This window comes from Meiothermus sp., from assembly GCF_026004115.1.
Classification (GTDB): domain Bacteria; phylum Deinococcota; class Deinococci; order Deinococcales; family Thermaceae; genus Meiothermus.
In genome coordinates, this window is sequence record NZ_BPIM01000001.1 from 887635 (window position 1) to 911180 (window position 23546).

Consider the following 23546-nt stretch of genomic DNA (forward strand, 5'->3'; position numbering starts at 1 on the left):
AAAGTTGGTATCACACAAAAACCCAGACCACAGCAAGAGCCAAATAGGCCGGCCCCCACGCCTTGCAGGGCAACCCAAACAGCCGCGCCGACCTTACCTAACCCTCAAACCCCAACAAGAAGGGGTCTTCCAGCATCTCGGCCACAAAACGGCAGAAGCGGGCTGCATCGGCGCCGTCAATCAGGCGATGGTCGTAGGAGAGCGAGAAAGGCATGATGTTGCGCGGCTCAAAAGCGCCCTTCTCGGCGTTCCACACCGGCTCTATGCTGCTGCGCGAAACTCCCATGATGGCCACCTCAGGCCAGTTGACGATGGGGGTGAATCCCGTCCCGCCGATGCCACCCAGATTGGAGATGGTAAACGAGGCCCCTTGCATCTCTTCCGGGGTTAGCTTGCGGTCTCGAGCCTTAGCGGCAATCTCGCCTAGCTCGGCGGCCAGGGTGATTACCCCCTTCTTGTCCACATCGCGCACCACCGGCACCAGCAAGCCCGTGGGGGTATCCACAGCCACGCCAATATGGATGTACTCCTTGAAAATGACCTCGTTGGTAGCCGTATCTATGGAGGCGTTGAACTTGGGGAACTGCTTGAGGGCCGCTGCCGCAATCTTGAGCAGGATTGCGGTCATGGTGACTTTAGCGCCCCGCTTTTCCGCCCTGGGACCCATCTTCTTGCGCAGGGCCTCCATCTCGGTGATGTCGGCCTTGTCGAACTGGGTTACCATCGGGATGGTGCTCCAGGCCTGGGCCATGCTGCGCACGGTGGCCCGGCGAATCCCCGACATGGCCTCGCGGCGTACCGAACCAAACTTGCTGAAGTCAGGTAAGGGCATTGCAGGCACAGGGGCAGAAGTGGTGGGCGCAGGGACAACCTCACCGGTCGCAAACCGCTTTACATCGCTTTCGGAGATGCGGTAGGCGGGGCCGCTGCCCACCACATCCAGCAGATTGACCCCCATTTCTCGAGCCAGCCGGCGCACACTCGGTGCAGCCGGAATCAGCTTGCGCTGCCCTGCTGGCGCACTGGGCACAGAAGCCGCACCACGTGGGGGAGCCGGTACACTGGGGGGTTGGGCTGATGGTGCCGTACTGGCGGGCTGGGCTGAGGCAGGTGCAGGGGGTGGGGTTGTAGGGGTCGGCGGGGGGGGCGTTGCGGGTGCAGACTTGGGGGCTTCCGCGGATGTCGCAGCACTCCCCAGGACCGCTATCACCTGCCCGCTTTTCACCTCATCGCCGGGTTTAACCATCACTTTGGAAACCGTGCCCCCTTCAGAGGCGGGGGCTTCCATCACCGCTTTGTCGGTTTCCAACTCCAACACCGGCTGTCCTGCCGCGATGGTATCGCCCTCTTTGATCAACACCCCCACCACCACAGCGGAGGCCACATTATCGCCCAGGTCGGGTAGTTTTAGTTCTGCCATGTATTGCTCCCTTCCTTCACGCCCATAGCTCAGTGCGAATAGCGAATGGCTGCTCTTTTGCTGTGGGCTATCAGCTATTGGCTATCAGCGTTTGTATGGCGCCTCCCGCTTGGGGTCGATGCCCAGTTTCTTGATGGCTTCGCTAAGGGTATTGACGTTTACCTTGCCCTCGCTGCGCAGCGCCGAGAGGGCCGCCACCACCACATGTTTGGCATCCACCTCAAAGAAGTCGCGCAGGGCCTCGCGGGTCTCGGAGCGCCCGAAGCCGTCGGTGCCCAGGCTGTGGATGGGGCGGTTTAGATAGCCCGAGACCATATCCGGCAAGACCTTCATGTAATCACTCGCAGCGATGATGGGCCCCTCGGTTCCATTCAAACACTGCGCCACATAGGGCAGCTTGGCCTTGCTACCGGGGTTAAGGCGGTTCTGACGCGCGGTCTCCTGGGCCTCGTAGTAGAGGGCTTTATAACTGGTCACGCTCCATACATCAGCGGCGATGTTGTAGTCTGCCAGCATCTCGGCGGCCTTGAGCACCTCGTTCAGGATGGTGCCGGAACCCAAGAGCTGCACCCGGGCTTTGGGCTTTTTGAGGTCGCTTTTCTTGAACAGATAGAGGCCCTTCAGAATGCCCTGGCGGGTCTGTTCGCGTGGCTCGGGCATGGCAGGCTGGACATAGTTCTCGTTCATCAGGGTGATGTAGTAAAAGATGTCCTCGCCATCGTGGTACATGCGCTTTAGGCCGTCTTGCAGGATGACCGCCAGCTCATAGGCAAAAGCCGGGTCATAGGCGGGCATGTTGGGCACCGGAAGGGCCAGTACATGGGAGTGGCCGTCCTCGTGTTGCAAACCCTCGCCGTTCAGGGTGGTGCGGCCTGCGGTAGCCCCCATCAGGAAGCCCTTGGTGCGCTGGTCGCCTGCGGCCCAGACCAGATCGCCTACCCGCTGCAATCCGAACATCGAGTAGTAGATGTAGAAAGGAATGGTGGGCACGCCGTGGTGGGCGTAAGCGGTTCCGGCAGCGATAAAGCTGCACATGGCCCCGGCCTCGTTGATGCCCTCCTGTAGCAGTTGGCCGGTCTCGGACTCGCGGTAGACGGTCACGGTTCCGGCGTCCACAGGCGTGTAGAGCTGGCCCTTGGGCGAGTAGATGCCCACCGAGTTGATCACGCCTTCCATGCCGAAGGTACGGGCCTCGTCGGGCACGATGGGTACGATGAGCTTGCCCACCTCGGGGTGGCGCACCAGCTTGGTCAGTATCCGCACGAAGGCCATGGTGGTGGAAATCTCGCGCCCGCTCGAGCCTGCATAGAACTCCTCAAAGAAGGCACTATCGGGGGTGTTCAGCTTATACTCGCGCACACGTCGCTCGGGAATCAGACCCCCCAGTGCCTTGCGGCGCTCGAGCATGTAGCGCACCTCCGGCGAGTCGGGGCCGGGGTGGTAGAAAGGGGTCTTCTCCAGCTCTTCGTCGGGGATGGGAATACCCAGGTGATCCCGCGCTTCCCGCAGGTCTTCCAGGGTGAGCTTCTTGACCTGGTGGGCCACGTTCTTGGCCTGAGCGCTGGGCCCCAGGCAGTAGCCCTTGACCGTGCGGGCAATAATGACGGTGGGTGAACCCCGGTGTTCAGCGGCCGCTTTGAAGGCTGCATAAATCTTGTGGTTGTCGTGGCCCCCGCGCGAGAGGGTCAGACGGTCGAGGTCTTCGTCGCTCATCCCCTCGATGAGTTTTCGGAGGGCCGGGGTATTGAAGAACTTTTCGCGCAGCTCCTTACCGCCGTAGGCCGCATAGCGCTGGCTCTCGCCGTCTACGAGTTGCTCCATGCGTTCCAGCAACACCCCTTCGGTGTCTCGGGCAAAAAGCTCGTCCCAGGCACTGCCCCAAACCACCTTGATTACGTTCCAGCCCGCGCCCCGGTAGAGGGCCTCGAGCTCCTGGATAATTTTGGAATTGCCCCGCACCGGCCCGTCCAGGCGCTGAAGGTTGGCGTTGATCACAAAAACCAGGTTATCGAGTTCCTCGTTGGCAGCTACCCGCAAAGCCCCGGTGGTCTCGGGCTCGTCCTGTTCGCCGTCGCCCAGGAAAGCCCAAACCTTGGCATCGGACTTAGGCTTAAGGCCCCGGTCTTCCAGGTATCGCAGGAAGCGGGCCTGGTAAATAGCTTGCAGCGGCCCCAATCCCATGCTGACGGTAGGGAACTCCCAGTAGTCGGGCATCAGCCAGGGGTGGGGATAGCTAGACAGGCCGCGTCCCGGCCCACCCAGCAATTCGCGGCGAAACTTGCCCAAGTCATCTTCGGTCAAGCGTCCCTCTAGGTAGCTACGGGCATACACCCCCGGCGACATATGCCCCTGATAGAAGACCAGGTCGCGGTCGGGAGAGTCCTGGCCACGGAAAAAATGATTGAAGCCCATCTCCATTAGCTCGGCGATGCTAGCGTAGGTGGAGATGTGCCCCCCGATGCCATCGGCTTTTTTGTTGGCCTGCTGTACGATGGCGATGGTATTCCAGCGCAGGATGTTGGCGATGCGCTGCTCGAGCTCCATGTCGCCCGGATAAGGTGGCTGGTGCTCCAGCGAGATGGTGTTCACGTAAGGCGTATTGACCTTGTCGTGGATGACCACCCCGTAGCGGTAGGCGTAGTTCTCGAGCATCTCCATGAGCTGCGCCACCCGGTCACGCCCGGCAGTACGCAGGATGTACTCGAGGCTTTCGCGCCACTCCTGGTTCTCGAGATCTTCTAGTCGGATCTGCTCTTCGGCAGATAGCCCGGCACGGGCAGCAATTAGTTCGCGGTCTTCAACCATGCGGTGCTCCTTTGAGCCAGTAACCAAACACCCATGACCGAAGACGCGATTCCGCGGCCATTGGCGTTCGGCGTTTGGCGGCCGTTCTTTGTCATCAGCCTTACATTACAGCAGATATTTTCAAGGCCAATCGTAAGGAAGTATGTTTTTTACAGCATATAAAAAACTTTTACCAAATGGTAAATCTAGACCGGCTAAAAACCCGTAGCCAAGAGGCTAAGCAAGGTTTTTCGGAAGAACCACCCTGAGTGAGCCGCCGCTACTTACTCAGGCGCTGTTCCTTTACCGTAACCTGTGGATTTCGCTCCACGATGCCACAAATCTACTCCGTCCGCGCCCAACCAAACAGCTCGCTTCCCTACCCTGCCGCCCCTTCTCCGAGTGGATTTCGCACGGGGCCAGCGGCCAGTTAGATAGACTAATGTCTCAAGGCCCCAGCTTGCGCTTGAGGTACAAAAGCAAATCCTCCAGCGCCGTGCGCAAGGCCCGCTGCTCACGCAGGATGGCCTCGATGCGGTCTTCTGGGGTGGCCAGGGTAAGGGTTTTGAAGATCATGTTGGTGTTGCCGCAGCGCGGGCAGGGGATGGTGGGGGGTGAGCTGGTAGGGGCGTAGAAGATGCGGGTGTTGTCGCGGGTGCAGAGCATGTACTTGGCCCCGGCAGCCTCGCCGCGCCGGATGGCCTCGGCCAGCTCCCTGGCTTCTTCGGTAGCGTAGCCCAGGAAAAAGTCGCCCCCTACCTCTTCTATTGAAGGGAGCACTTCCCGGGTGGCGGTCAGGTCGGACTTCAGACCGCGCGGGGCAGTCCAGGAGATGCCGTTCCACTTGAAGTGGCGCAGGTGGCGCTTGCGGGCTTTGTCTTCGATTTCAACGATCAGGTTAACCTCGGGGTCTTTGGGGTAGTAGTACAGACGCACTGCCGCTACCCCGCTCAAAGCTGGCTCAGGGGGCATGGTATACGAGAGCGGGCCATCGGTTTTGATGCGGCTGTTGTAGCCGACCAGGTTTTGCAAATCGTAGAGGGTGAGTCCCGGATGCTCAAAGTCACCCTCTAGAAACGCCCGAACCTTGGCAAAGGCTTGCTCGAGACCCACATCTACCATAACTGGCTAAAGTCTACCATCCAGGTCAAGGGGCAAAAAAACCGCAACCTGGCACCCAGACACCCCAGAGGTTGTGTTGACCCCTCGACCATACACTATGGACTATTGGCTTTGCTTGCGCTTTCGCCCACAAGCCCAAGCGCCAAACCGTATAATGACCCCCCGTGTTGATCCGCGTCGGCGACACCGACTTCCCCCTATCCAGACCCCCCCAGGTGCTCGAGGTGGGCTTTGGCGATGGCCGTTTTACTGCCCAACTGGCGCGCCTGTACCCCGATTGGCAGATTCTAGGGGTAGAAATTTCGGCAGGCTCGGTGGCCAGGGCCCTGAAGCGCTTTCGGCGGGAGGGCATTGGGAATGTGCAGGTCTACCACGGCGAGGCTCTTTTTGCCTTGCGCAACCTAATCGCTCCACACAGCTTGCAGCGGGTCTATGTTAACTTCCCCGACCCCTGGCCCAAAGCTAAGCATGAACACAACCGCCTGCTGCAGCAGGCCTTTTACCGGCGGCTTTCCACCCGCCTGACCGATGGGGGCGAGCTGTTGCTCACCACCGACCACGAGCAATACTGGCAGTTTGCCCAGGCCGAGGGCAGGGCCAGCGGGCTTTTCGAGGTCGAGACCCCCCCGCCGCCCGAACACCACCTCACCACCAAGTACGCCCTGAAATGGAAAGAACAGGGCCGCAGGTTCTACCACGCGGTTTTTCGAAAGATTGCCGAAGACCCCACCCCCTGGCCCCCCCTTCGGAGGTATCCCATGCCCCATGCCCTAATGTCCGGTACCCTACCCGAACTCCACAACTTCGAGAAAACCGTAGTTCGCTTTGAGGGCGGCACAGCGGTGCTGCTCGAGGCCACCCGCACCCTCGGCCCTCAAAGCGGCTATTATTTCCATACCCATATCGAGGAAGAAGACCTTATTCAAGACGTACTGCTGGAAGCCCGCCCCAGCGCCCACGGGTTGTATGTGGGCATCTCGCGTTTTGGCGCACCCCTCAGCACCGCGGGGGTACGGGCTGCGGTGGAGTGGCTGGTAGGCTGGCTCGAGGGCCAGGGGCTTCGGGTTATGCAGCGTTCGTATTAGACGGTGCTTCGCAAGGCCACGTCAACTTTGCAGATGTGCTGGGTCAGCCAGCCAGCCAGTGTGGCATGCAGGTTTTCCAACGCCGCAGTGGAGATGCTTTGGGGCGTGTGCTGACGGTTAAATTCCGTCCAAAACTCCAGAAACTTGTTATGGGCTTCTTTGTTCTTTTGCGCTACCTTGCAGCCCCGCAAAGCCATACACAGCTCCTCATAGGCAAAATGGGTGTTTACGTAGGCATCTAGAAAAACAAACAAATGCTCAACCGCCTGGCGGTCAAGACGTCCGGCTCGAGCCTGCTCAATGAGTTGCTCGATCTGGTTGGCGTAGTCAAACAGGTTTCGGTGCTGGCTGTCAGTTCGAGGGTCTCCTACTTCGTACTGTTCACTCCACTGAATCGGCATATCCACCCCGTTGCTGCATTGTAGGCAGTTGGGGGCGGAAAAATGTCCTTTACGGGGTTGCGCTGCTGCCCAGCTGGTTGAACAAGACGAAGCCCAGCAGGCCAAACCACAGCAAAAGCAGAATCACGCTCCCCCAGCGCTGCCAGAAGGTCGGTTTTTTCTCCGGTTCGGCAATCTGGGTGGTGAGCACTTCCGGATCCGTGCCGCTTTGCAGGTGTACCGGCTGGCCGTTGTTGGCATCGAGCGGGAGGGCGTAGGGCTTGGGGCTCTCGGCCACCTGGCTGCCAATGGTCACCACCACCGCGCTGATATTGTCGGGGCCGCCCCAGTCGTTGGCCAACTTGATCAGTTTAGCCACCGCCGGTTCGGGCGGGTTGGTGAGGATCATCTCGGCAAGCACCTTGTCTTCCAGCACGCCGCTAAGGCCGTCCGAGCAGAGCAAAAACACATCGCCAGGCCGCACCTTGAGGCCTATCAGATCCACCCGCGCATTGGGAAACGAGCCCAGAGCATTGGTGATGACGTTGCGCCAGCGATGGTTGCGGGCCTCGTCCTCGGTCAAGAGGCCCTGGCGCACCCGATCGGCCACCCAGGAGTGGTCCTGGGTCAGTTGCAAGAGTTCCCCATCGCGCAGCAGATAGGCCCTCGAGTCGCCCACATGGGCAATCAGGGCATAGGGTAGGTCAAGCCATAGGGCCGTACAGGTAGTACCCATCCCCCGCGATTCGGGCTTTTGCCCGGCCAGGTAGATGGCCTCGTTGGCGGCCTCGTAGGCTTCCAGCAAACCCTGCGGCGAGGGCTCGCTGCGCTTGAGCACCTCGACAATCTGGCTCACCGCCATCTGTGAGGCTATCTCGCCGGTTCGGTGCCCGCCCATGCCATCGGCCACGATAAAAATACCCCCATAGCTGGTGACGAGCTGGTTCACCGCATCCTCGTTGAGGGCCCGCTTGCGGCCTGGGTCGGTCAGGGCCGCTGCAAACACCATGGGTAGGCTTTCTGAGCCCGGCATATAAGGCGCATTATAGGCCACCCCAGGGCAAAGTAAGGCCAAAAATCACCCAGCCGTTGGCTCTACGGCCCAATTGCAGTTGTCTCATCATTTGCCTCATGGCTTTTGCCCTACCCTGGAGTGTGTGAGACAGTTTTATTCCAATCTTCCGCGGGGCCCTGTAGGGGTGCTTTTGCTGGTGCTGGCCGGAACGGTGGGGCTGTTTTTGGTGTTATGGCTCATCACCACCTTGTGGGTGTTGGCCGTAGTGGCCGGCATTGTCGGTGCTTTGGCCTATGGGTGGCGGCGGCTGGAGAGCAGGTTTCGCCGGGGCCGCTGGCGCAGGCTACCCCAGCGTGTTCAGCGCTGGGAGGACTGACCCTCACCAAGCACCCTTACTCAAGCACTCGGCCCAAAGTGGGCAGCCCTCGCACTGGGGCTTGCGGGCCGTGCAGCGGTAGCGGCCAAACAGAATCAGGGCGTGGTGAACAAAAACCCATTTTTCTTCGGGGAACAGGCGCTCGAGGTCGGCCCCAATCTTCTCGGGGTCTTTTTGCTCCGACAACCCCAGCCGCCGGGCCAGCCGGGTCAGGTGGGTATCCACCGCAATGCCCGGCACGCCAAAAGCCGCCCCCAGCACCACCGTGGCGGTCTTCCAGCCCACCCCCGGTAGCTCGCGCAGCTGGGCCTTATCCATTGGCACCTCTGCCCCATGCTCCTCGACCAGCTTCCGGGCCAGCATGACCAGGTTCTTGGCCTTGCTCCGGTACAGACCGATGGTCTTGATGTAGGGCTCGACTTCCTCGGGGTGGGCCTGGGCCAGGGCAAAGGCATCGGGAAAGCGCTTGAAGAGGGCCGGGGTGGCCTTGTTCACCGAGGCATCGGTGGCCTGGGCCGAGAGCACCGTAGCAACCAGCAGTTCAAACGGGTTGGTGTGGGCCAGCTCGGTAGCGGCCTGGGGATAAAGCTGCTCCATGACAGAGAGCACCTTGGTGGCTCGAGCCCTTTTACTCTTCACAGACACCAGCCTCTTCCCCGCTGACCCCTTACCCCGGCTCTGCACCCTCAGCTCTGGGCTTTTGGCCTTCGGCTTAGGGCTCTTTGCTTTCAGCTTCTGGCCTTCGGCTTTGGGCCTTCGGCCTTTCCCCACAACCCTGGGCATACTTCAGTACGCTTTGGCAAACAGAATCCGCTTGCCGTAAGCACTGGACTTGCCGCAGCGGATGCAAGCACCGTGGGCTTCGGGCTCGTCGTAGGGGATGCAGCGGGTGGTGGCAGTGGTCTCGGCCTTGATCTGCTTTTCGCAGTCCTTGTCGCCGCAATGGAAGGCCTTCACAAAGCCCTGCTCGACCTTTTCTTTGAACTCGCTATAACTGTTCACTTCCCAGGTGTGGGTATCGCGGAACTGCAAGGCCCGCTGGTATAGGTCATGCTGGAACTGCTCGAGCCTGCCCGGAAGCAGGTTCGGCAATTCGGAAACCTGAACGGTCTCCTTGCCCCCCAGCCGGCTGGCCAGCACCGCCGTGCCCGCCTCCACATCCCGTGGGCCTAGCTCGAGGCGCAGCGGCACCCCCTTCAGCTCCCACTCGTTGAACTTGAAACCAGGGCTGTACTGGTCGCGGTCGTCAAGGAAGACCCGGATGCCCATCTTTTTGAGTTGCTCGGCCAGTTGGATTGCAGCAGGCAGAACCGTCTCGCGGGTCTCGGCCTTATAGATGGGCACAATCACCACCTGAATGGGGGCCAGCCGGGGCGGCAGAATTAGGCCCTTGTCGTCGCCGTGGGTCATCACGATGGCCCCCACCACCCGGGTGGTAAAGCCCCAGGATGTGGTGTGCACGTACTTGTTCTGCTGGTCTTTGTCCTGAAACTGGATATCGAAGGCTTTGGCGAAGTTCTGGCCCAGATAGTGTGAAGTACATGACTGAAGGGCCTTACCATCGCGCATCATGGCCTCGTAGCTGATGGAGTACACCGCCCCAGCAAACTTCTCCGACTCGGTCTTGGGGCCTTCCCAGCCCGGAATGGCGCACCACTCGCGCAGCACCGTAGCGTACACCCCAGCCATGCGGCGGGTTTCTTCCTCGGCTTCTTCCTGGGTGGCGTGGGCGGTGTGGCCCTCCTGCCACAAGAACTCGGTGGTGCGCAGAAAAAGCTTGGTTCGTAACTCCCAGCGCACCACGCTGTTCCACTGGTTCAAGAGCTGGGGCAGGTCGCGGTAGGTACGGATCCATTTGGCCCACATGTGTCCGATGATGGTCTCGGAGGTCGGGCGCACGGCCAGGGGCTCTTCCAGGGTCTCGCCCCCTGCCTGGGTCACCACCGCCAGCTCAGGGGCAAAGCCTTCGACGTGTTCGGCTTCCTTTTGCAAAAAGCTAATGGGAATGAAGAGGGGGAAGTAGGTGTTTTGGTGGCCGGTTTCCTTGAACATGCGGTCGAGTTCGCGCTGGATGTTTTCCCAGATGGCATAGCCATAGGGCTTGACCACCATGGTGCCGCGCACCGGGCCGTAGTCCACCAGGTCGGCCTTGAGCACCACTTCGTTGTACCACTCGTTGAAATCCTCCGTTTGCGGAATAAGGCCTTTGTCCTTCGCCATACCGACCCATCATAGCGGATGAAGCCTGAAATGGTTCTGGTCGCAATAAAATAAAATGTAACGAATCCGGTCTTGATGAAACGTCTAAGTAACTGCATTCTGTAACCCACACGCAGGCCATGAAGACATAGCATTAGAGGCGTCTTCACATAGAAGCTTCAGAAAGGGGTGATCTGGTCAAGTCAAGCGAATCACGTTTTATAAACCCTACAAATCTTAAAGTTGGAGTATCACGCTTACGAGGCATTGCAAAAGCGAAAGGAGTACAAGTGAGAAGGTTAGCTTTACTAGCTAGCGTAGCTGCGATCCTGGCGGCCTGTGGAGGCCCCAGGAGCAGCCAACCCGGCCCCGAGGTAATCGGCAGCCTACCCCCGGCCCCAACCAGCCAGATGGTAGACGAGACCCCGAGTCGTTGGTTCGTTGAGCTATCGGGCGGCGCCGTGAACGATGGCATTAGCCTGCAAAGCATCCAGGCCCAACATGCTGCCTTCCGGCAGGCCGCGCAAGCTGCCGGTGTGAAAATACAGTACGCCTATACCCAGCTCTTCAATGGCTTCTCGGTCGAAGTGCCCGGCAACAACCGCAAGCTGCTCTATACCTTGCCCGGGGTCGAGGGGGTGTATCCCATCGGCACCTACAAACTTCCCCCACGCGAAGCGGCCAATCCCGACCTGGCCAGCGCCATTACCCAAACCGGAGCCGATATCGCCCAAAACGACCTTGGCCTGACCGGACGCGGTGTAAAGGTGGGCATTATCGATTCGGGCATCGACTTGCAGCACCCAGCCTTTGCTGGCCGGATTGTAGACGGCTACGACTTTGTGGGCGACGATTACGATGCCTCCGACCCTGCCAAGTCGACCCCCGTACCCGACCCCAACCCCGACGACTGCGACGGCCACGGCACCCATGTGGCGGGTATTGTGGGCGGAAAGGACAGCCAGATCACCGGGGTGGCCCCCGGGGTCACCTTTGGAGCATACAAGGTGTTTGGCTGCGAGGGTTCTACCGGCGACGATGTGATCCTGGCTGCTCTCGAGCGGGCCGAGACCGCTGGCATGGACGTAGTGAACATGAGCCTGGGCTCACCCTTCGGCTGGAGTGTGCTGGGTAAGGCCATTACCAAAATGGTCAAGCGCGGTACGGTGGTGGTGGCCTCGGCAGGGAACAACGGCAACCTAGGCTTGTTTGCCACCGGTGACCCTGCCGCTACCGAGGGCGTAATCAGCGTGGCCTCCTTCGATAACATCAGCGTGAGCGCCCAGAAAGCCATTGTGAATGCCACCGGCAACCCCCTGGGCTACCTGGTGCTGGGCGGTGCCGAAGCACCCCCTACCAGTGGCATCAGCGCCGAAGTAGTCTGGGTGGGCCGGGGTTGCAATGTCGATACTCTGTTGGCCGACCCGGCCGGTAAAGTTGCCTTGATCGAGCGGGGAGCTTGTACCTTCAACGAAAAATACCAAAAAGCAGTTGCGGCCGGTGCGGTGGGTGTCATTATTCATAACAACACCACTGGCCTGTTTGCGGGCGGCGGCGTGGTCGGTGTTTCGGGCAAATTTGGTATCAGCATCTCCCAGGCCGATGGGCTGGCCTTACGGGCCCTGGCCACCCCCACCACCCTGACCTGGACGCCCGATACCACCCTGGTGGCCAACCCCACCGGAAACCTCATCTCTAGCTTTAGCTCCTGGGGTCTGAGTCAAGACCTGAAGCTCAGACCCGATCTGGGCGCACCCGGCGGCCTCATTCGTTCAGCAGTGCCTCTGGAGCAAGGTGGTTATGCCATTTTGAGCGGCACCTCCATGTCCTCGCCCCACGTGGCTGGCGCGGTGGCTTTGCTGCTGGAGGGCAACCCGGCTTTCTGGCGCACCCAACGGCCCAGCGAGGTGCGCAAGTACCTGCAGAATACGGCCATGCCCAAGCCCTTTGCCTTGGCGCCTACCAGCGGTTTCCCCGAAACCAGCTACCGCGAGGGCGCAGGGATGATCGACATCGTGGCCGCAGTGCAAAACCGTGTTACCGTAACCCCCTCGGCCATTTCCTTCGCCGAGAAAGCCGGGCCCCATACCGAGCGGCTGGTGCTCAAGAACCGCAGCAATGTGCCCCTCATCTACAGTCCCACGCACGTGCCCGGGCCCTCGGCGCAAGGCAGTATTTACGCGCCCACTTTTACCACAGCGGCCGCAACGGTCAGCTTCAGCCCCAGCCAGATCACCGTTCCTGCTCGAGGCGAGGCCATCCTTACCGTGACCATCACCCCTCCCGCTGGACTCCCTTCCAAGGGTCTTTACGGGGGCTACCTGATTCTTAATCCGGTGGGCGCGGGTATCAAGATGAACGTGCCCTATGTGGGCATGCAGGGCGGCTACCAGTCCGTGCAGATACTAACCCCCGCTGCCCCGGGTTTCCCCCTGCTGGGCAAACTTAACGCCGCAGGTACCGGCTTTGACATCCTGCCCAGCGGCGGTAGCTTTACCCTGCAAGGCAACGATGTACCGCAACTTCTGGTGCACTTCGAGCACGGGGCTCAGGTCTACGAGCTGGTGATTCTTGACGCAGCCACCAACGCCCCCATCCACCCCAAGTTTAACCGGGCGGATTACGGCGAGTATATCCCGCGCAACTCCTCGGCCAATGGCTTTTTTGCCCTTCCCTGGGACGGCACCCGCATCACCAAGTACCAAAAAGAAGACGTTTACGGCAACAAGATTCCGGTACCCAGCGAGTTCCAGGCTGTGCCCAACGGACAGTACAAGCTCCAGATCCGGGTACTCAAACCCACCGGCAAGGTACAAAACCCAGCCGACTGGGAGTCCTGGACCTCTCCGGTCATCACCATTGCCCGCCCCTAAAGCAGCCAGCCGTGCTCTAAGACCCGCTTCGGCGGGTCTTTTTTCGTATGCTGGGGGTACATGGAACTGCGCGGCCCCCGCCTGCTGCTTCGCTCCCCTCGACCAGAGGACACCGAGACGCTGTTTGCCCTGATGTCCGACCTCGAGCTGGCCCCCTTTGTCTACTGGAACCCCCACCAGAGCCCCCACGAAACCTACGAGTACCTGGAGCACCTGCAAGCCCAGGAGGGCTTTTTCATCATCGAGACCGAGGGCCGGCCCGCCGGGGTGATCGGGCTGCACCTGGACTGGCCCAACAAGCTGGGCGAGACCGAGACCTGGCTGGGGCGGCCCTACTGGGGCACCGGCCTCAACACCGAGGCCAAGGTGGTGCTCTTCGATTTTGCTTTTGGGCCCTGGGACTTGCGCCGCATCCAGGCCATTGCCCATGTGCATAACCCCCGCTCGCAGCGGGCGCTGGAAAAGCTGGGCTTTCGGCGCGAGGGGCTGTTGCGCCGCTGGCGCTGGATTCGCGGGGAGCCGTGGGACTTCTACATGTACAGCCTGCTGCCCGAAGAATGGATGTCGAGCCGACCACCCATTTTTTACTAGCGCAACCGATGCCGTTACACTCCCGCGACTTATACCAGATTCGGCCAGTTCGTCATCCTTCGGTGACGAACTGGCCTGACCGGAGTTATCCGCGTAGCGGGGGGCTACCGGCAGACCTACATCTTTTCATCGGTAGAATGAGCGCATGGATATGCTCCCGGTGATTGCCGAGTTGACCCAAAAAACCCCTTCCAAGATTCTGCTGGTCGTGCTGGACGGCGTGGGCGGGTTGCCGCAAACGCCCGGCGGGCCCACCGAACTGGCTGCAGCCCACACCCCCAACCTGGATGCCCTGGCCCAGCAGAGCGCTCTGGGGCTCCTGACCCCGGTCTATCCGGGCCTGGCCCCCGGCTCGGGCCCCGGCCACCTCTCGCTCTTTGGCTACGACCCCTTCAGGTACCTGGTGGGGCGGGGGGCGCTCTCGGCCATTGGAATTGGGGCCGATTTCCAGGACGGCGACGTGGGGGTGCGCGGCAACTTTGCCACCCTGGACGCCTCGGGTCTGGTGGTAGACCGCCGGGCAGGCCGGCCCAGCGACGCCGAGAATGTGCGGGTAGTGAGCAAGCTTAAGGCTGCCATCACAGAAATTGAGGGTGTGCGGGTGAGCTTCTACACCGAGTCCGAGCATCGCTTTGTGGTGATTTTGCGCGGGGCTGGTTTGGGCGAAAAAGTGAGCGATACTGACCCCCAGAAAACCGGCGTAGCCCCCCTCCCCTCGCGCCCTCACGATGAAACCGACGCAGCCAGCGCCAAAACTGCCCGCGTGCTCAACGCCCTTACCGCCCGCATTCGGGAAGTGCTGCACAACGAGCCGCAGATCAACGGGGCGCTCTTCCGGGGCATCTCCGAGAAGCCACGGTTTCCCAGTATGGCTGAGGTCTACAAGGTGCGCCCGGCTTGTGTGGCCAGCTACCCCATGTACAAGGGGGTGGCCAGTCTGGTGGGCATGGACGTGCTGCCGGTGGAGGGAGCAGAAGACGCCCCCCAGGGCAAGGTCAAGGCCCTGCAAGCGCACTGGGAGCAGTACGACTTCTTCTACCTGCACTTCAAGAAAACCGACTCCACAGGTGAGGATGGCAACTTCCAGGAGAAGGTACACAAGGTGGAGCTATTCGACCAGTTGCTGCCCGAGCTGCTGGCCCTGAAGCCCGATGTGCTGGCCATCACCGGCGACCACTCCACCCCCTCGGTGCTGAAGGCCCACTCCTGGCACCCCGTACCCTTGCTGCTGCAAGCGCCTTTCCTGCGCAACGACCCCGCCCAGCGCTTCACCGAGGACGAAGCTGCCAAGGGTAGCCTGGGCCACCTGCGGGGGGTGGAGCTGATGCCCTTGCTGCTGGCACACGCAGGCAAGCTACAAAAGTACGGGGCCTAGTCGGTTTCTAGCGAATGCTCAGTTCCGCGTTGTGGCTCATCGCGCCCTTCAAAGATGTGGCCCCTCATCCAGACTGCCACTGTTTTCGTCCAGAAAAAAGGATTCTTATACCAGATTCGGTTAGTTCGGCGCCGGATGGCGGCGAACTAACAGGGCCGAAGTTATCCGCGTTGCGGAGGGCGATACCGCCCCTTGGAAGTTATCTGCGTAGCGGAGGGCGTAAGCCCCTTTGGAAGGGAGACGCTTTCTTCGCCGACCGTTCGGGAGGGGGGTGCTCTAGGATTCAAAAAGATAGCCTCTGGGGGTCTTTGGTTTGGATGATTATCTTTTTGAATCCGGTATTACTGCTGGATGGTTCAATTTTTGTGAAGCAGCGCCCTAAGCCCGCACTTCCCGCCGCTGGAAAAGCACATAGGCCAGGGCAAACAGCAGCAAGGTAAGCGCGATTAGGCCTGTCAGCTGGGGCCAGGCCAGTAAGAAACTCTGACCTATGGGGAGGGGTGAACCCAGCAAAGCCCCCTGCAGTTGAGTAATCAGCACCGGGCCCAGGCTCCGTACCCCAGGGTTCAGGAGGACCTGGATGGCCTCAGCGTACAGGGTGTTGGGTGAAAGACGGGAGAAAGCCAGCAGGGCTTCAGTCTGGCGCAGCTCACTCTCGGGGTCAAATGGGTCGAAAGGGGCTACAGCCTGAGCCAGAAGCTGGGCTATGATGCCCCAGAACAGGGCAAAAAAAAGCCAGACTGCTATGGCCGCCAGTGCCGAGGTGGCCGCGCTACGGAAAAGCACCGAGGTGACCAGGGCAACACCCAGCCAAACCCCGGTATAAGCCAGTGTAGCCAGCAAGAAGAGCAAGGCCCGTCCGACTTCCTCGCTTCCGGGAGGAACACCCAGAAAAACCAGACCCAGGCCCACCACCAGCAAAAACAGGGCCAGCAAAATCAAAGCCAGGGTGGCCAGTCCGGCCAAAAACTTACCCCACAAAAGGGCATCGCGGTAGATGGGCTGGGCGAGGATGCGCGAAAGGGTGTTGCGGTTATACTCGCCGTTAATGGCATCGAAGCCCAGGGCAATAGCTGCGAGGGGTAAGAAGAAGCTCAAAAAAGCTACAAACGAGGGTAAAGGATCCTGGGCAGCGGTAAAAACCCTCAGCAGCAGAAAGGGGTCTTCGCTGATGGTTTGGCGCAGGGTTTGAGCCCCTGCGTAGACCGCACCCACCGCCGAGAACAGGATCAGCACCTCCAGGATTCGCATCCGGGTACTGCTGAGGTGGTCGGCCATTTCCTTGAAAAAGACCGCCCATAACCCCGTCCAAGGCGATCCTTCACGCCGAAGTTTGTTGGGACTAGGCTGCATGGCGTACCTCCTGGAAGTAACGGGCGTAGACCTCGTCTAGACTGGGTTGCTCCAACAAGAGGCTATGGAGGGCTGCCCCGGCCTCGAGCACGGTGCGGGCCACCTGGGGCCGGATGTCCTGGCTGGCCTCCAGCCTGAGCCCGCGGGTATCGGTTTGAACCCGGCTTATCTCTGGCAAGGCTTGCAAACGTTCTACCAGGCCATCCAAAGGGGTGGCCTCGAGGCGAATCCGGTACGCACCCCCCAAAATCCGCTGGGCCAGCTCTTCTACCCGCCCCTCCAGTACCAGTTTCCCTTTGTGGAAAAGCCCCACCCGGTCGCAGATGGTCTGCACTTGGTGTAGCAGGTGCGAGGAAAGCAGCACCGTTATTCCCTCGGCCTTCAGGCTCTGGATCATTTTCAAGAACTCTTGCGCCGCCTCAGGATCGAGGCCCAGGGTAGGCTCGTCTAAAACAACCACCCGGGGCTCTTTGAGGAGCACCTCAGCCAGCCCCAGGCGCTGGCGCATACCCCGGGAAAACGCGCTGACCGGGCGATGGGCCACCTCGGCCAGGCCCATGCGCTGCAGCACCCGTTCAATGCGGATCCTGGACAGGTCTCGAGGCAGACCATTGAGGCGGGCGGTATAAGCGAGGTTCTCCCAGGCTGTCATCTCGTTATAAAAACCCACCGAGTCGGGAAGGTAGCCCACCTGTTTTTTGAGAGAAAGGGGCTCGCGGGTAGGGTCGAGCCCCAGCACCCGCACCGTTCCAGCGCTGGGCTCGGTCAGCCCCAACAGCATGAGGATGGTTGTGGTTTTACCGGAGCCGTTGGGGCCTAAAAGGCCGTAGACTTCCCCCGCCTCGATGCGCAGGTCGAGTCCATCTACCGCTACCACCTTGCCATAGCGCTTGGTCAGGCCTTGGGTCTCTATGACCATAGGGCCTCCCTAACGGCGTCCAAAGCGCGAAACGGCAAAGCCCACTGCCCCAACCGCCACCGCGATCAAGGCCACCCCCACCAGACCCCATAAAGTAGAGGTCTGCACCGTAACCCGGTAATCGGCCGAGGCCTGGGCGCTACCCGCAGATGTCCTCAGGGTGAGCATATAGTCGCCTGCTACAGCTCGAGGAGACGGCTTGATTTTAGCCGTGACCTCCGACTCGCCCCCCGGGGCCAGCTTCTCGATTTTGTCGGGTTCAAACTTGACTTCCCAACCCGATGGCTCACTGGCCGAGAACTCGAGGTTTTCTGCCGGTGCGCTGCCGGTGTTCTTGACCACCAGCTTGATGGGGTTTTCTCGGCCTGCATAGGCCCGCCCAGAAAGCCGCCCCTCGGGGGTGGTGAGGCTAAGCTCGGTTTGGCCGGTGATGTCCAGGTTCACGACCAGTTCAGCCTTGGCTTCCCCTGCCAATGCACGCAGGGTAACGGCATACACCTTGGCTTCTACCTGCCGCGGAGGCGTGACCTGAACATCAAGATCTTTGGTTTCTCCGGCCTTTAGGGGCAAGCTGTTGACCTCCTGGCCGCCAAAAGCGGTGCTGAAGCTGACCCGGAAGTTTTCCGGGGCCTCGGCCTCCAGGTTGGTCAGCAGGTCTTGGTCGCTTTCGTTTTTGAGGATGACACGATAGCGAAAGCTGGCGGTGGGGGTGCCTTTAAGCACCGGAAGCTCGGACTCGAGGGAGAGCCGTTTGGGTAGTACCTGACCCAGCGTGAGTGCAATCGGCAACTCGGCCCGTACCCCACTGCCCTCGGCGATTAACCTGAAGCGATAGGTGCCGGGTCGCACGTTCTGGGGGGGTTCGAGGCGCAGGGAAAGGCTTTGTTCTCCGTCGGGCAACACATAGACCGCACTCACGACCCGGCCTCCACCCAGCAGGCTGGCCTTCCAGCCCTGTGCCGACTCGGTGAGCCGCACCTGGACGGTTTGGGGCGGCAGACTATAGCCCTTGAGGGTAATGGGCAGGTTTATGGTTTCTCCCACGCGCACACTTTGGGAAGGATAAGGTGTGTACAGAGCCAGACCCCGGTAACCCTGGGCGAGGCCCAGGCTCGTCAGCAGAAGCATTAACGCAATCAGGCGTGGCACGTTTCACCTCCAGGCCAAGTTTTTTTCAACTGTGAATCTAGGCCAGAAACATGAAATATGCATTAGAACCATAACAATACTTGACAAAGTAACGCTCAAGTTTTATATTTTGTGATTGTAGGGAACAGCCCGCCCTACGAAAGGAGGTTTCAGTATGCTGGAGATTGTTCGGAACACACCTGTTCAGACCATGCCTCTGCGGAGCTGGAATCTCTCAACTACAAACGACTTCTTCCAAGAATTTGACCGGCTCTGGAACGAGGTAACCACCTCTCTAGGCAGCCCGCTGACGAGCAGGTATCCTTATGACCTCTACGAAACTGGAGACAGCCTGGTACTTGAGATGGCTGTACCCGGCCTGCGCAAGGATGACCTCGAGGTTCGCCTGGAGGGCAACCAGCTTACCATTCGCGGCACTTACCCCGAGACCCAGAACGCCGAGGAACGCCGCTATTGGTCGCGCGGATTGCCGCGGGGAAGCTTCGTTCAAAGCCTTACCCTGCCTGCTTCGGTTGAGGTAGACAAGATTCAGGCCACCATTACCGATGGTCTGCTGCGCCTGACCCTGCCCAAAGTCGAGCAGGCCCGGGTACGTAAAATCGCTATTAGCTCGGCGTAATAGAGCGTCTCGACGAAAATCGAGTCATTCGGGACCCAAAAATCCTTTGTCCTGAACAAAACAGCGGCCGCCTGAAAACTCGAGACCCAAGCGCCCGTGGGCCGGGCCCGGCCCACAGGTGGGGTGCATCACATGCGTCTGCCAGGGAGTGAGCCACTACGTGGCTAACCTGGCCCAGACGCATTCTCATTTTCGCGGGTGGCCGCGCCAGCGAAGAGCGCGATAGGGGCAGTAAATTGCCCGATATCGGCTCGCCAGGTTACCCGGATTTGTCTAGCGGTTGCTGGCTGGGCGCAGGGCGGTCTGGGTGGGCAAGCGGTAGCCGTGGTTGTCGGGTGCGTCGTCGGTGGCGGCGGTAATCACCCGACCCGAGCGCAGGCGGGTACCCTCCCCCACCAGCCAGACCGCACCCCAGGGACGGTAGGTGCTGGTCAGGGTGTCCCTGGTCACCTTACCGCTTGCAAAGCGGATGGTGCGGTAAACGTTCACCGTGGCCCCCTCGGCGGCCCAATCCACCTGCACAAAGCGCTGGGCGGGTAGCTCGGGGCTCACGATAAAGCGGGTGGGCGGGGCCGGGGTGCGGCTAATGGTAACCGGGTTGCTCCAGGTCACCTCTCGGTCTTTGGTGCCGAACACGCGGAAGGTGAGGCGGCTGCCGCTGACGCTGCTCTGGATGAGCAGGTAGCCGGGGGTGTCGTTTTTGAACCGGAGGTCGAGGGCGGGCAGAAACACTGCTGCATCGAGGCCGGTAGGCTGATAGTAGCGCACCTGGTAGCTGTGCGGGCGGCGCTGCACAATGGGCAGCCCGGAGAAGTAGGCCGAGCGGAAAAGGGTGGTAGAGACCTGACACATGCCCCCGCCCACGCCCTCCACGGTTTGTTCGCCGGAGATCACAAAGGCTTTTTTGAAGCCGGTGCGCTCGGAGACCTCGCCCATGGCTTTAGCAAAGGAAAAGGTCTCGCCGGGGGCAATCTGCACCCCGTTCAGGCGGCTGGCTCCCAGGGTGATGTTGTAGCGGCGTTCGTAGGAGGAACCGGCAAAGGAGGTGGTGGCCTCGGCCAAGAGCTGACGGATGCCCAGGTTGTAGTAGTAGGGGGCGCCTTTGGGGTGAAGGGTGTGGGAGACCGGCAGGATAAATTCGTCCTGCTTGTTGCTGAGGGCCTCGAGGTAGCGTTTTTTGGCCTCGGCAACCGCAAAGCTGTGGCCCATCTGGTCGGCGAGTACCCAGTCCTTCAGGGCCTCGTCGTAGAACCAGCGGGCCTCCCGCGCAGGTCGGGCGGCTTTGGTCAACAGAGTTTCAAGCTGGCCCACCCCGCCAATCTTGATGCGCTGAGGGGTGCCAATGGTGACGATCTGGCCTTTTTCAATGCGGTTCTCCAAGGCATAGTAAATGCCATCTGGCCCCGCCCACGCCAGAGAAATCCAGAAAAAAGCAGCGAGAATGGTTTTTCGCATACCTTACTTTAGGACATAAAGCATTCAAAAGCTGTGCAAACTAGCCCCGACCCCGCTCATGCCGAGCTACCCAGCTTCGCAGCACAGCCTCGTAGTGCTCTGGTGAAAGGCGGGGCTGTTCATAAAACCCCGCCTGTAGGCGCTGCCGCTGGGCCTCAAAGAGGATCACCGCCGCCGCTACCGACACATTCAGGCTCTGCACCATGCCCATCATGGGAATCTGGATATGCCCGTCCGATAGTTCGGCGGCTTCGGGCGAAACCCCCCACTTTTCGGTACCCAGCAGGATACAGGTCGGGCGGGTGTAGTCGGCCACGCGGTAGTCCACGGCCCGCTCAGAAAAATGCGCAGCCAGCACCTGAAACCCGCGCGCCCTCAGATGGGTAAAAGCCGAGGCGGTGCCTTCATGAAGGTGCAGCCCCACCCATTTGGCCGCCGAGCCAGAGGTCTCGTTGTAGGTTTTGCCCTCCAGGCTCAGGCCATCGGCTCCTTCCAGGTCGGGAATGCCGTGCTTAGCGGGAATTGCGTTGGCCTCCAGCACTCCTACCGCATCGCAGGAGCGCAGGATGGCCGAGAAGTTATGGGGCTTGTGCACCCGTTCCAGGAGCACCGTCAGGTCGGGCTGGCGCTTATCCAGCACCGCACGCATTTTGGCAAGGCGCTCCGGCGTCACGAGGGTTTATTGTAACGTGCCAAAATAGCACCATGAAAGCCATTGTGGTTGAGCAAAACGGCCCCCCCGAAACCCTGCGCTATCAGGAAGTGCCCGACCCCAGCCCCAAAGCGGGCGAAGTGTTGGTACGCACCACCCTCACGAGCCTTAACTACGCCGATGTGCAGGCCCGGCGGGGGGGCTACGAGGCGGGCTCGCCCCCGCCCTTCATCCCTGGGCTGGATGCAGTCGGAATCGTAGAGGCGCTGGGAGAAGGGGTGGAAGGCCTGCAGGTAGGGCAACGGGTGGCGGCGTTTGCCGCCGGGGGTTCGTATGCCGAAAAGGTGGTTGCAAAAGCGGTACTCGCCTACCCGGTTCCCCCCGAGCTGCCCGACGAGGCGGTGTCGGGCCTCACCGCGCTGGTCACGGCCTACAACACCCTGACCTGGGCCGGGCGGCTACAAAAAGGTGAGACCGTGCTGGTACACGCCGCTGCTGGAGGGGTGGGGAGTCTGGCGGTACAGATAGCCAATGCACTGGGCGCCGGACGGGTCTTCGGAACCGTGGGCAGCTCAGCCAAGGCCGGGTTTGTGCGCAACCTGGGAGCCGATGAAGTTTTGGACTACGATGGCTTTGCGGAAAAGGTACTGGGTCTCACCCAGCAACAAGGCGCCGACCTGATCCTGGACTCGGTGGCCGGCGAGGTCTTCAATCAGGGAATGCAGTGTCTGGCCCCCTTTGGCCGACTGGTGGTGTATGGGCACGCCAGCGGACAGGCTGGAACCTTCGAAACCCGCCCCCTGCACCGCCAGACCAAGGCGGTCATCGGCTACAGCAGCGGACACTACCGGCGCAGCCGACCCGAGCTGCTAAGGCCCACGGTGGAAGCGGTGTTTGAGCTGCTAGAGGCCGGGAAAATTCGGCTAGAAATTGGGGCCCGGTTCAAAATGGAAGAAGCCCCCAAAGCCCACGCCCTGATGGAGAACCGCCAGAGCATGGGTAAAATTCTCCTGTATCCCTAAACCTCCCGCTCGGTGCGCGAAAGGGGCCAGCTCGACACTTCGGCCAGCGCAGCTATCTCCTCCGGGCTCAACTGCAGGCGAACCGCAGGCATCAGGTCTTGGAGTTGTTGCACGCTGTTGGCCCCAATGATGGGCGCGGTCATGAAAGGGCGCGAGAGCAGCCAGGCCAGCGCTATCTGCGCCGGGTGTACCCCATGCTGCTGAGCGATTTCCAGGATTTTGTCCAGGATCTTCCAGTTCTGCTCGCTAAAGCGCCCACTAGCAATGCCCTGGGCCCGCACGCTTTCGGGCAGGGGCTGGTCGCGGCGATACTTACCGGTCAGGAAGCCACCGGCCAGGGGGCTGTAGGGAATCACCCCCAGACCGTAGGTTTCGCACACCCTGGCCAGTTCCCGCTCGAAGTTCATGCGGGTGGGCATGGCCAGGCTGTACTCGGGCTGGATGGAAACAAAGCTTTCCAGGCCATGCTTGTCCGAGGCCCACAAAGCCTGCATCAAGCGCCAGGCCGAGAAATTGGAGCAGCCGATGTAGCGCACGTAGCCCCTGCGTACCAGGTCGGTTAGGGCCGAGAGGGTTTCTTCGATGGGAACCTGGTTGTCTATCCAGTGCACCTGATAGAGGTCTATGTAGTCCACCTGCAAGCGGCGCAGGCTGTCCTCCACAGCCCGCATAACCCAGGCTCGCGATAGACCTTCGCGTTGCAAGGGATGGTTGCGCCCTTCGGAACCGCCGGGCCCCATGGCCCCGCGCACCTTGGTGGCCACAATCACCCGGTCACGCAGCCCCCGGCTCTTGAGCCAGCGACCAATAATTTCCTCCGAAACCCCGCCGGGGTTGCCGGCAGCCCAGGTGGTGTAGATATCGGCGGTGTCAATGAGATTACCCCCCGCTTCCACAAAGGCGTCCATAATGGCAAAAGCCGTGGGCTCGTCGGCGGTCCAGCCAAACTGCATGGTGCCGAGGGCGATAGGGTGAACAAACAGGCCGGATTTTCCCAGTCTACGGTAGCTCATAGGGTTCGATTCTACGTCGGCCGTGTTCTTGGTAAAGGGCACTGGCTGATATACCCAGAACGGCCTTGCGATGAGCTTGTATCTAGTGCAGCTCGTTCTTCAGCAGCGCAGTACATGAAGTACATCCGCCTCCACACCGTAGGG

Annotated in this window: 20 protein-coding genes; 7 read left to right on the forward strand and 13 right to left on the reverse strand. The window is 60.7% G+C overall.

All coding sequences use genetic code 11. The annotated features are described in order from the left end of the window. Positions 1-97: 97 nt before the first annotated feature. The 3 genes from Q0X23_RS04185 to Q0X23_RS04195 form a co-directional block, all read right to left on the reverse strand. On the reverse strand, positions 98-1420 hold the full coding sequence (locus Q0X23_RS04185; RefSeq protein WP_297859124.1) for a 2-oxo acid dehydrogenase subunit E2: 1323 nt from the start codon (positions 1418-1420) through the stop codon (positions 98-100). A gap of 84 nt (positions 1421-1504) precedes the next feature. Next, positions 1505-4225 (reverse strand): pyruvate dehydrogenase (acetyl-transferring), homodimeric type, encoded by a 2721-nt coding sequence (gene aceE, locus Q0X23_RS04190; protein WP_297859125.1) that lies wholly within the window; start codon positions 4223-4225, stop codon positions 1505-1507. A gap of 426 nt (positions 4226-4651) precedes the next feature. After that, complete coding sequence (locus Q0X23_RS04195; protein WP_119342025.1) at positions 4652-5326, reverse strand: hypothetical protein; 675 nt, start codon at positions 5324-5326, stop codon at positions 4652-4654. A gap of 164 nt (positions 5327-5490) precedes the next feature. Between Q0X23_RS04195 and trmB the strand changes: the two genes are divergently transcribed. Continuing rightward, on the forward strand, positions 5491-6411 hold the full coding sequence (trmB, locus tag Q0X23_RS04200) for a tRNA (guanosine(46)-N7)-methyltransferase TrmB (RefSeq protein WP_297859126.1): 921 nt from the start codon (positions 5491-5493) through the stop codon (positions 6409-6411). Here trmB and Q0X23_RS04205 read toward each other — a convergent pair. After that, a complete protein-coding gene (locus Q0X23_RS04205) occupies positions 6408-6812 on the reverse strand; it encodes a bacteriohemerythrin (protein ID WP_297859127.1) in 405 nt (134 codons plus the stop codon). The genes trmB and Q0X23_RS04205 overlap by 4 nt on opposite strands. Positions 6813-6861: 49 nt before the next feature. Then, entirely contained in the window at positions 6862-7824 is a 963-nt protein-coding gene (locus tag Q0X23_RS04210; RefSeq protein ID WP_297859128.1) for a Stp1/IreP family PP2C-type Ser/Thr phosphatase, read from the reverse strand. A 124-nt stretch (positions 7825-7948) separates the two neighbouring features. On the opposite strand from Q0X23_RS04210, the gene Q0X23_RS04215 reads away from it, so the two are divergent. Beyond that, positions 7949-8182, forward strand: coding sequence for a hypothetical protein (locus Q0X23_RS04215; RefSeq protein ID WP_297859129.1), 234 nt, complete (start codon positions 7949-7951; stop codon positions 8180-8182). A gap of 3 nt (positions 8183-8185) precedes the next feature. On the opposite strand, the gene nth is transcribed toward Q0X23_RS04215, so the two are convergent. Together nth and proS are read right to left on the reverse strand one after the other, a co-directional pair. Then, a complete protein-coding gene (gene nth, locus Q0X23_RS04220) occupies positions 8186-8821 on the reverse strand; it encodes an endonuclease III (protein WP_297859130.1) in 636 nt (211 codons plus the stop codon). Between the two features lie 147 nt (positions 8822-8968). Then, on the reverse strand, positions 8969-10402 hold the full coding sequence (proS, locus tag Q0X23_RS04225) for a proline--tRNA ligase (protein WP_297859131.1): 1434 nt from the start codon (positions 10400-10402) through the stop codon (positions 8969-8971). 269 nt (positions 10403-10671) lie between these two features. Between proS and Q0X23_RS04230 the strand changes: the two genes are divergently transcribed. From Q0X23_RS04230 to Q0X23_RS04240, 3 genes are all read left to right on the forward strand, one after another. Then, the gene (locus Q0X23_RS04230) at positions 10672-13254 is read left to right on the forward strand and encodes a S8 family serine peptidase (protein WP_297859132.1); all 2583 of its coding nucleotides are present in this window, start codon (positions 10672-10674) and stop codon (positions 13252-13254) included. A 60-nt stretch (positions 13255-13314) separates the two neighbouring features. Further along, the gene (locus Q0X23_RS04235; protein ID WP_297859133.1) at positions 13315-13845 is read left to right on the forward strand and encodes a GNAT family N-acetyltransferase; all 531 of its coding nucleotides are present in this window, start codon (positions 13315-13317) and stop codon (positions 13843-13845) included. 145 nt (positions 13846-13990) lie between these two features. After that, positions 13991-15220 carry a 2,3-bisphosphoglycerate-independent phosphoglycerate mutase gene (locus Q0X23_RS04240; RefSeq protein ID WP_297859134.1) on the forward strand — a complete coding sequence of 410 codons (1230 nt, stop codon included), beginning with the start codon at positions 13991-13993 and terminating at the stop codon, positions 15218-15220. A gap of 378 nt (positions 15221-15598) precedes the next feature. On the opposite strand, the gene Q0X23_RS04245 is transcribed toward Q0X23_RS04240, so the two are convergent. From Q0X23_RS04245 to Q0X23_RS04255, 3 genes are read right to left on the reverse strand one after another with little or no spacing between them, the layout of a single operon-like run. Further along, complete coding sequence (locus tag Q0X23_RS04245; protein WP_297859135.1) at positions 15599-16573, reverse strand: ABC transporter permease; 975 nt, start codon at positions 16571-16573, stop codon at positions 15599-15601. Continuing rightward, a complete protein-coding gene (locus Q0X23_RS04250; protein ID WP_297859136.1) occupies positions 16563-17492 on the reverse strand; it encodes an ABC transporter ATP-binding protein in 930 nt (309 codons plus the stop codon). The genes Q0X23_RS04245 and Q0X23_RS04250 overlap by 11 nt, the downstream gene beginning before the upstream one ends. 9 nt (positions 17493-17501) lie before the next feature. Continuing rightward, on the reverse strand, positions 17502-18620 hold the full coding sequence (locus tag Q0X23_RS04255; protein WP_297861163.1) for an NEW3 domain-containing protein: 1119 nt from the start codon (positions 18618-18620) through the stop codon (positions 17502-17504). Positions 18621-18831: 211 nt separating this feature from the next. Here Q0X23_RS04255 and Q0X23_RS04260 point away from each other — a divergent pair, with 211 nt between their 5' ends. Then, positions 18832-19260 (forward strand): Hsp20/alpha crystallin family protein, encoded by a 429-nt coding sequence (locus Q0X23_RS04260; RefSeq protein WP_297861164.1) that lies wholly within the window; start codon positions 18832-18834, stop codon positions 19258-19260. Positions 19261-19533: 273 nt separating this feature from the next. Here the strand turns inward: Q0X23_RS04260 and Q0X23_RS04265 are convergent, their stop codons facing one another. Further along, positions 19534-20715 carry a VanW family protein gene (locus Q0X23_RS04265; RefSeq protein WP_297859137.1) on the reverse strand — a complete coding sequence of 394 codons (1182 nt, stop codon included), beginning with the start codon at positions 20713-20715 and terminating at the stop codon, positions 19534-19536. 40 nt (positions 20716-20755) lie between these two features. Beyond that, entirely contained in the window at positions 20756-21388 is a 633-nt protein-coding gene (locus Q0X23_RS04270; protein ID WP_374707443.1) for a TrmH family RNA methyltransferase, read from the reverse strand. 32 nt (positions 21389-21420) lie between these two features. On the opposite strand from Q0X23_RS04270, the gene Q0X23_RS04275 reads away from it, so the two are divergent. Continuing rightward, on the forward strand, positions 21421-22389 hold the full coding sequence (locus Q0X23_RS04275; protein ID WP_297859138.1) for a zinc-binding dehydrogenase: 969 nt from the start codon (positions 21421-21423) through the stop codon (positions 22387-22389). Here the strand turns inward: Q0X23_RS04275 and Q0X23_RS04280 are convergent. Then, a complete protein-coding gene (locus Q0X23_RS04280) occupies positions 22386-23402 on the reverse strand; it encodes an aldo/keto reductase (RefSeq protein WP_297859139.1) in 1017 nt (338 codons plus the stop codon). The genes Q0X23_RS04275 and Q0X23_RS04280 overlap by 4 nt on opposite strands. Positions 23403-23546: the final 144 nt, after the last annotated feature.

Coding starts and splice junctions, on each gene's coding strand:
- Q0X23_RS04185 (WP_297859124.1), bottom strand. CDS start 1,420: ATGGCAGAACTAAAACTACCCGACCTGGGCGATAATGTGGCCTCCGCT.
- aceE (WP_297859125.1), bottom strand. CDS start 4,225: ATGGTTGAAGACCGCGAACTAATTGCTGCCCGTGCCGGGCTATCTGCC.
- Q0X23_RS04195 (WP_119342025.1), bottom strand. CDS start 5,326: ATGGTAGATGTGGGTCTCGAGCAAGCCTTTGCCAAGGTTCGGGCGTTT.
- Q0X23_RS04205 (WP_297859127.1), bottom strand. CDS start 6,812: ATGCCGATTCAGTGGAGTGAACAGTACGAAGTAGGAGACCCTCGAACT.
- Q0X23_RS04210 (WP_297859128.1), bottom strand. CDS start 7,824: ATGCCGGGCTCAGAAAGCCTACCCATGGTGTTTGCAGCGGCCCTGACC.
- proS (WP_297859131.1), bottom strand. CDS start 10,402: ATGGCGAAGGACAAAGGCCTTATTCCGCAAACGGAGGATTTCAACGAG.
- Q0X23_RS04235 (WP_297859133.1), top strand. CDS start 13,315: ATGGAACTGCGCGGCCCCCGCCTGCTGCTTCGCTCCCCTCGACCAGAG.
- Q0X23_RS04240 (WP_297859134.1), top strand. CDS start 13,991: ATGGATATGCTCCCGGTGATTGCCGAGTTGACCCAAAAAACCCCTTCC.
- Q0X23_RS04245 (WP_297859135.1), bottom strand. CDS start 16,573: ATGCAGCCTAGTCCCAACAAACTTCGGCGTGAAGGATCGCCTTGGACG.
- Q0X23_RS04250 (WP_297859136.1), bottom strand. CDS start 17,492: ATGGTCATAGAGACCCAAGGCCTGACCAAGCGCTATGGCAAGGTGGTA.
- Q0X23_RS04255 (WP_297861163.1), bottom strand. CDS start 18,620: ATGCTTCTGCTGACGAGCCTGGGCCTCGCCCAGGGTTACCGGGGTCTG.
- Q0X23_RS04260 (WP_297861164.1), top strand. CDS start 18,832: ATGCCTCTGCGGAGCTGGAATCTCTCAACTACAAACGACTTCTTCCAA.
- Q0X23_RS04265 (WP_297859137.1), bottom strand. CDS start 20,715: ATGCGAAAAACCATTCTCGCTGCTTTTTTCTGGATTTCTCTGGCGTGG.
- Q0X23_RS04275 (WP_297859138.1), top strand. CDS start 21,421: ATGAAAGCCATTGTGGTTGAGCAAAACGGCCCCCCCGAAACCCTGCGC.
- Q0X23_RS04280 (WP_297859139.1), bottom strand. CDS start 23,402: ATGAGCTACCGTAGACTGGGAAAATCCGGCCTGTTTGTTCACCCTATC.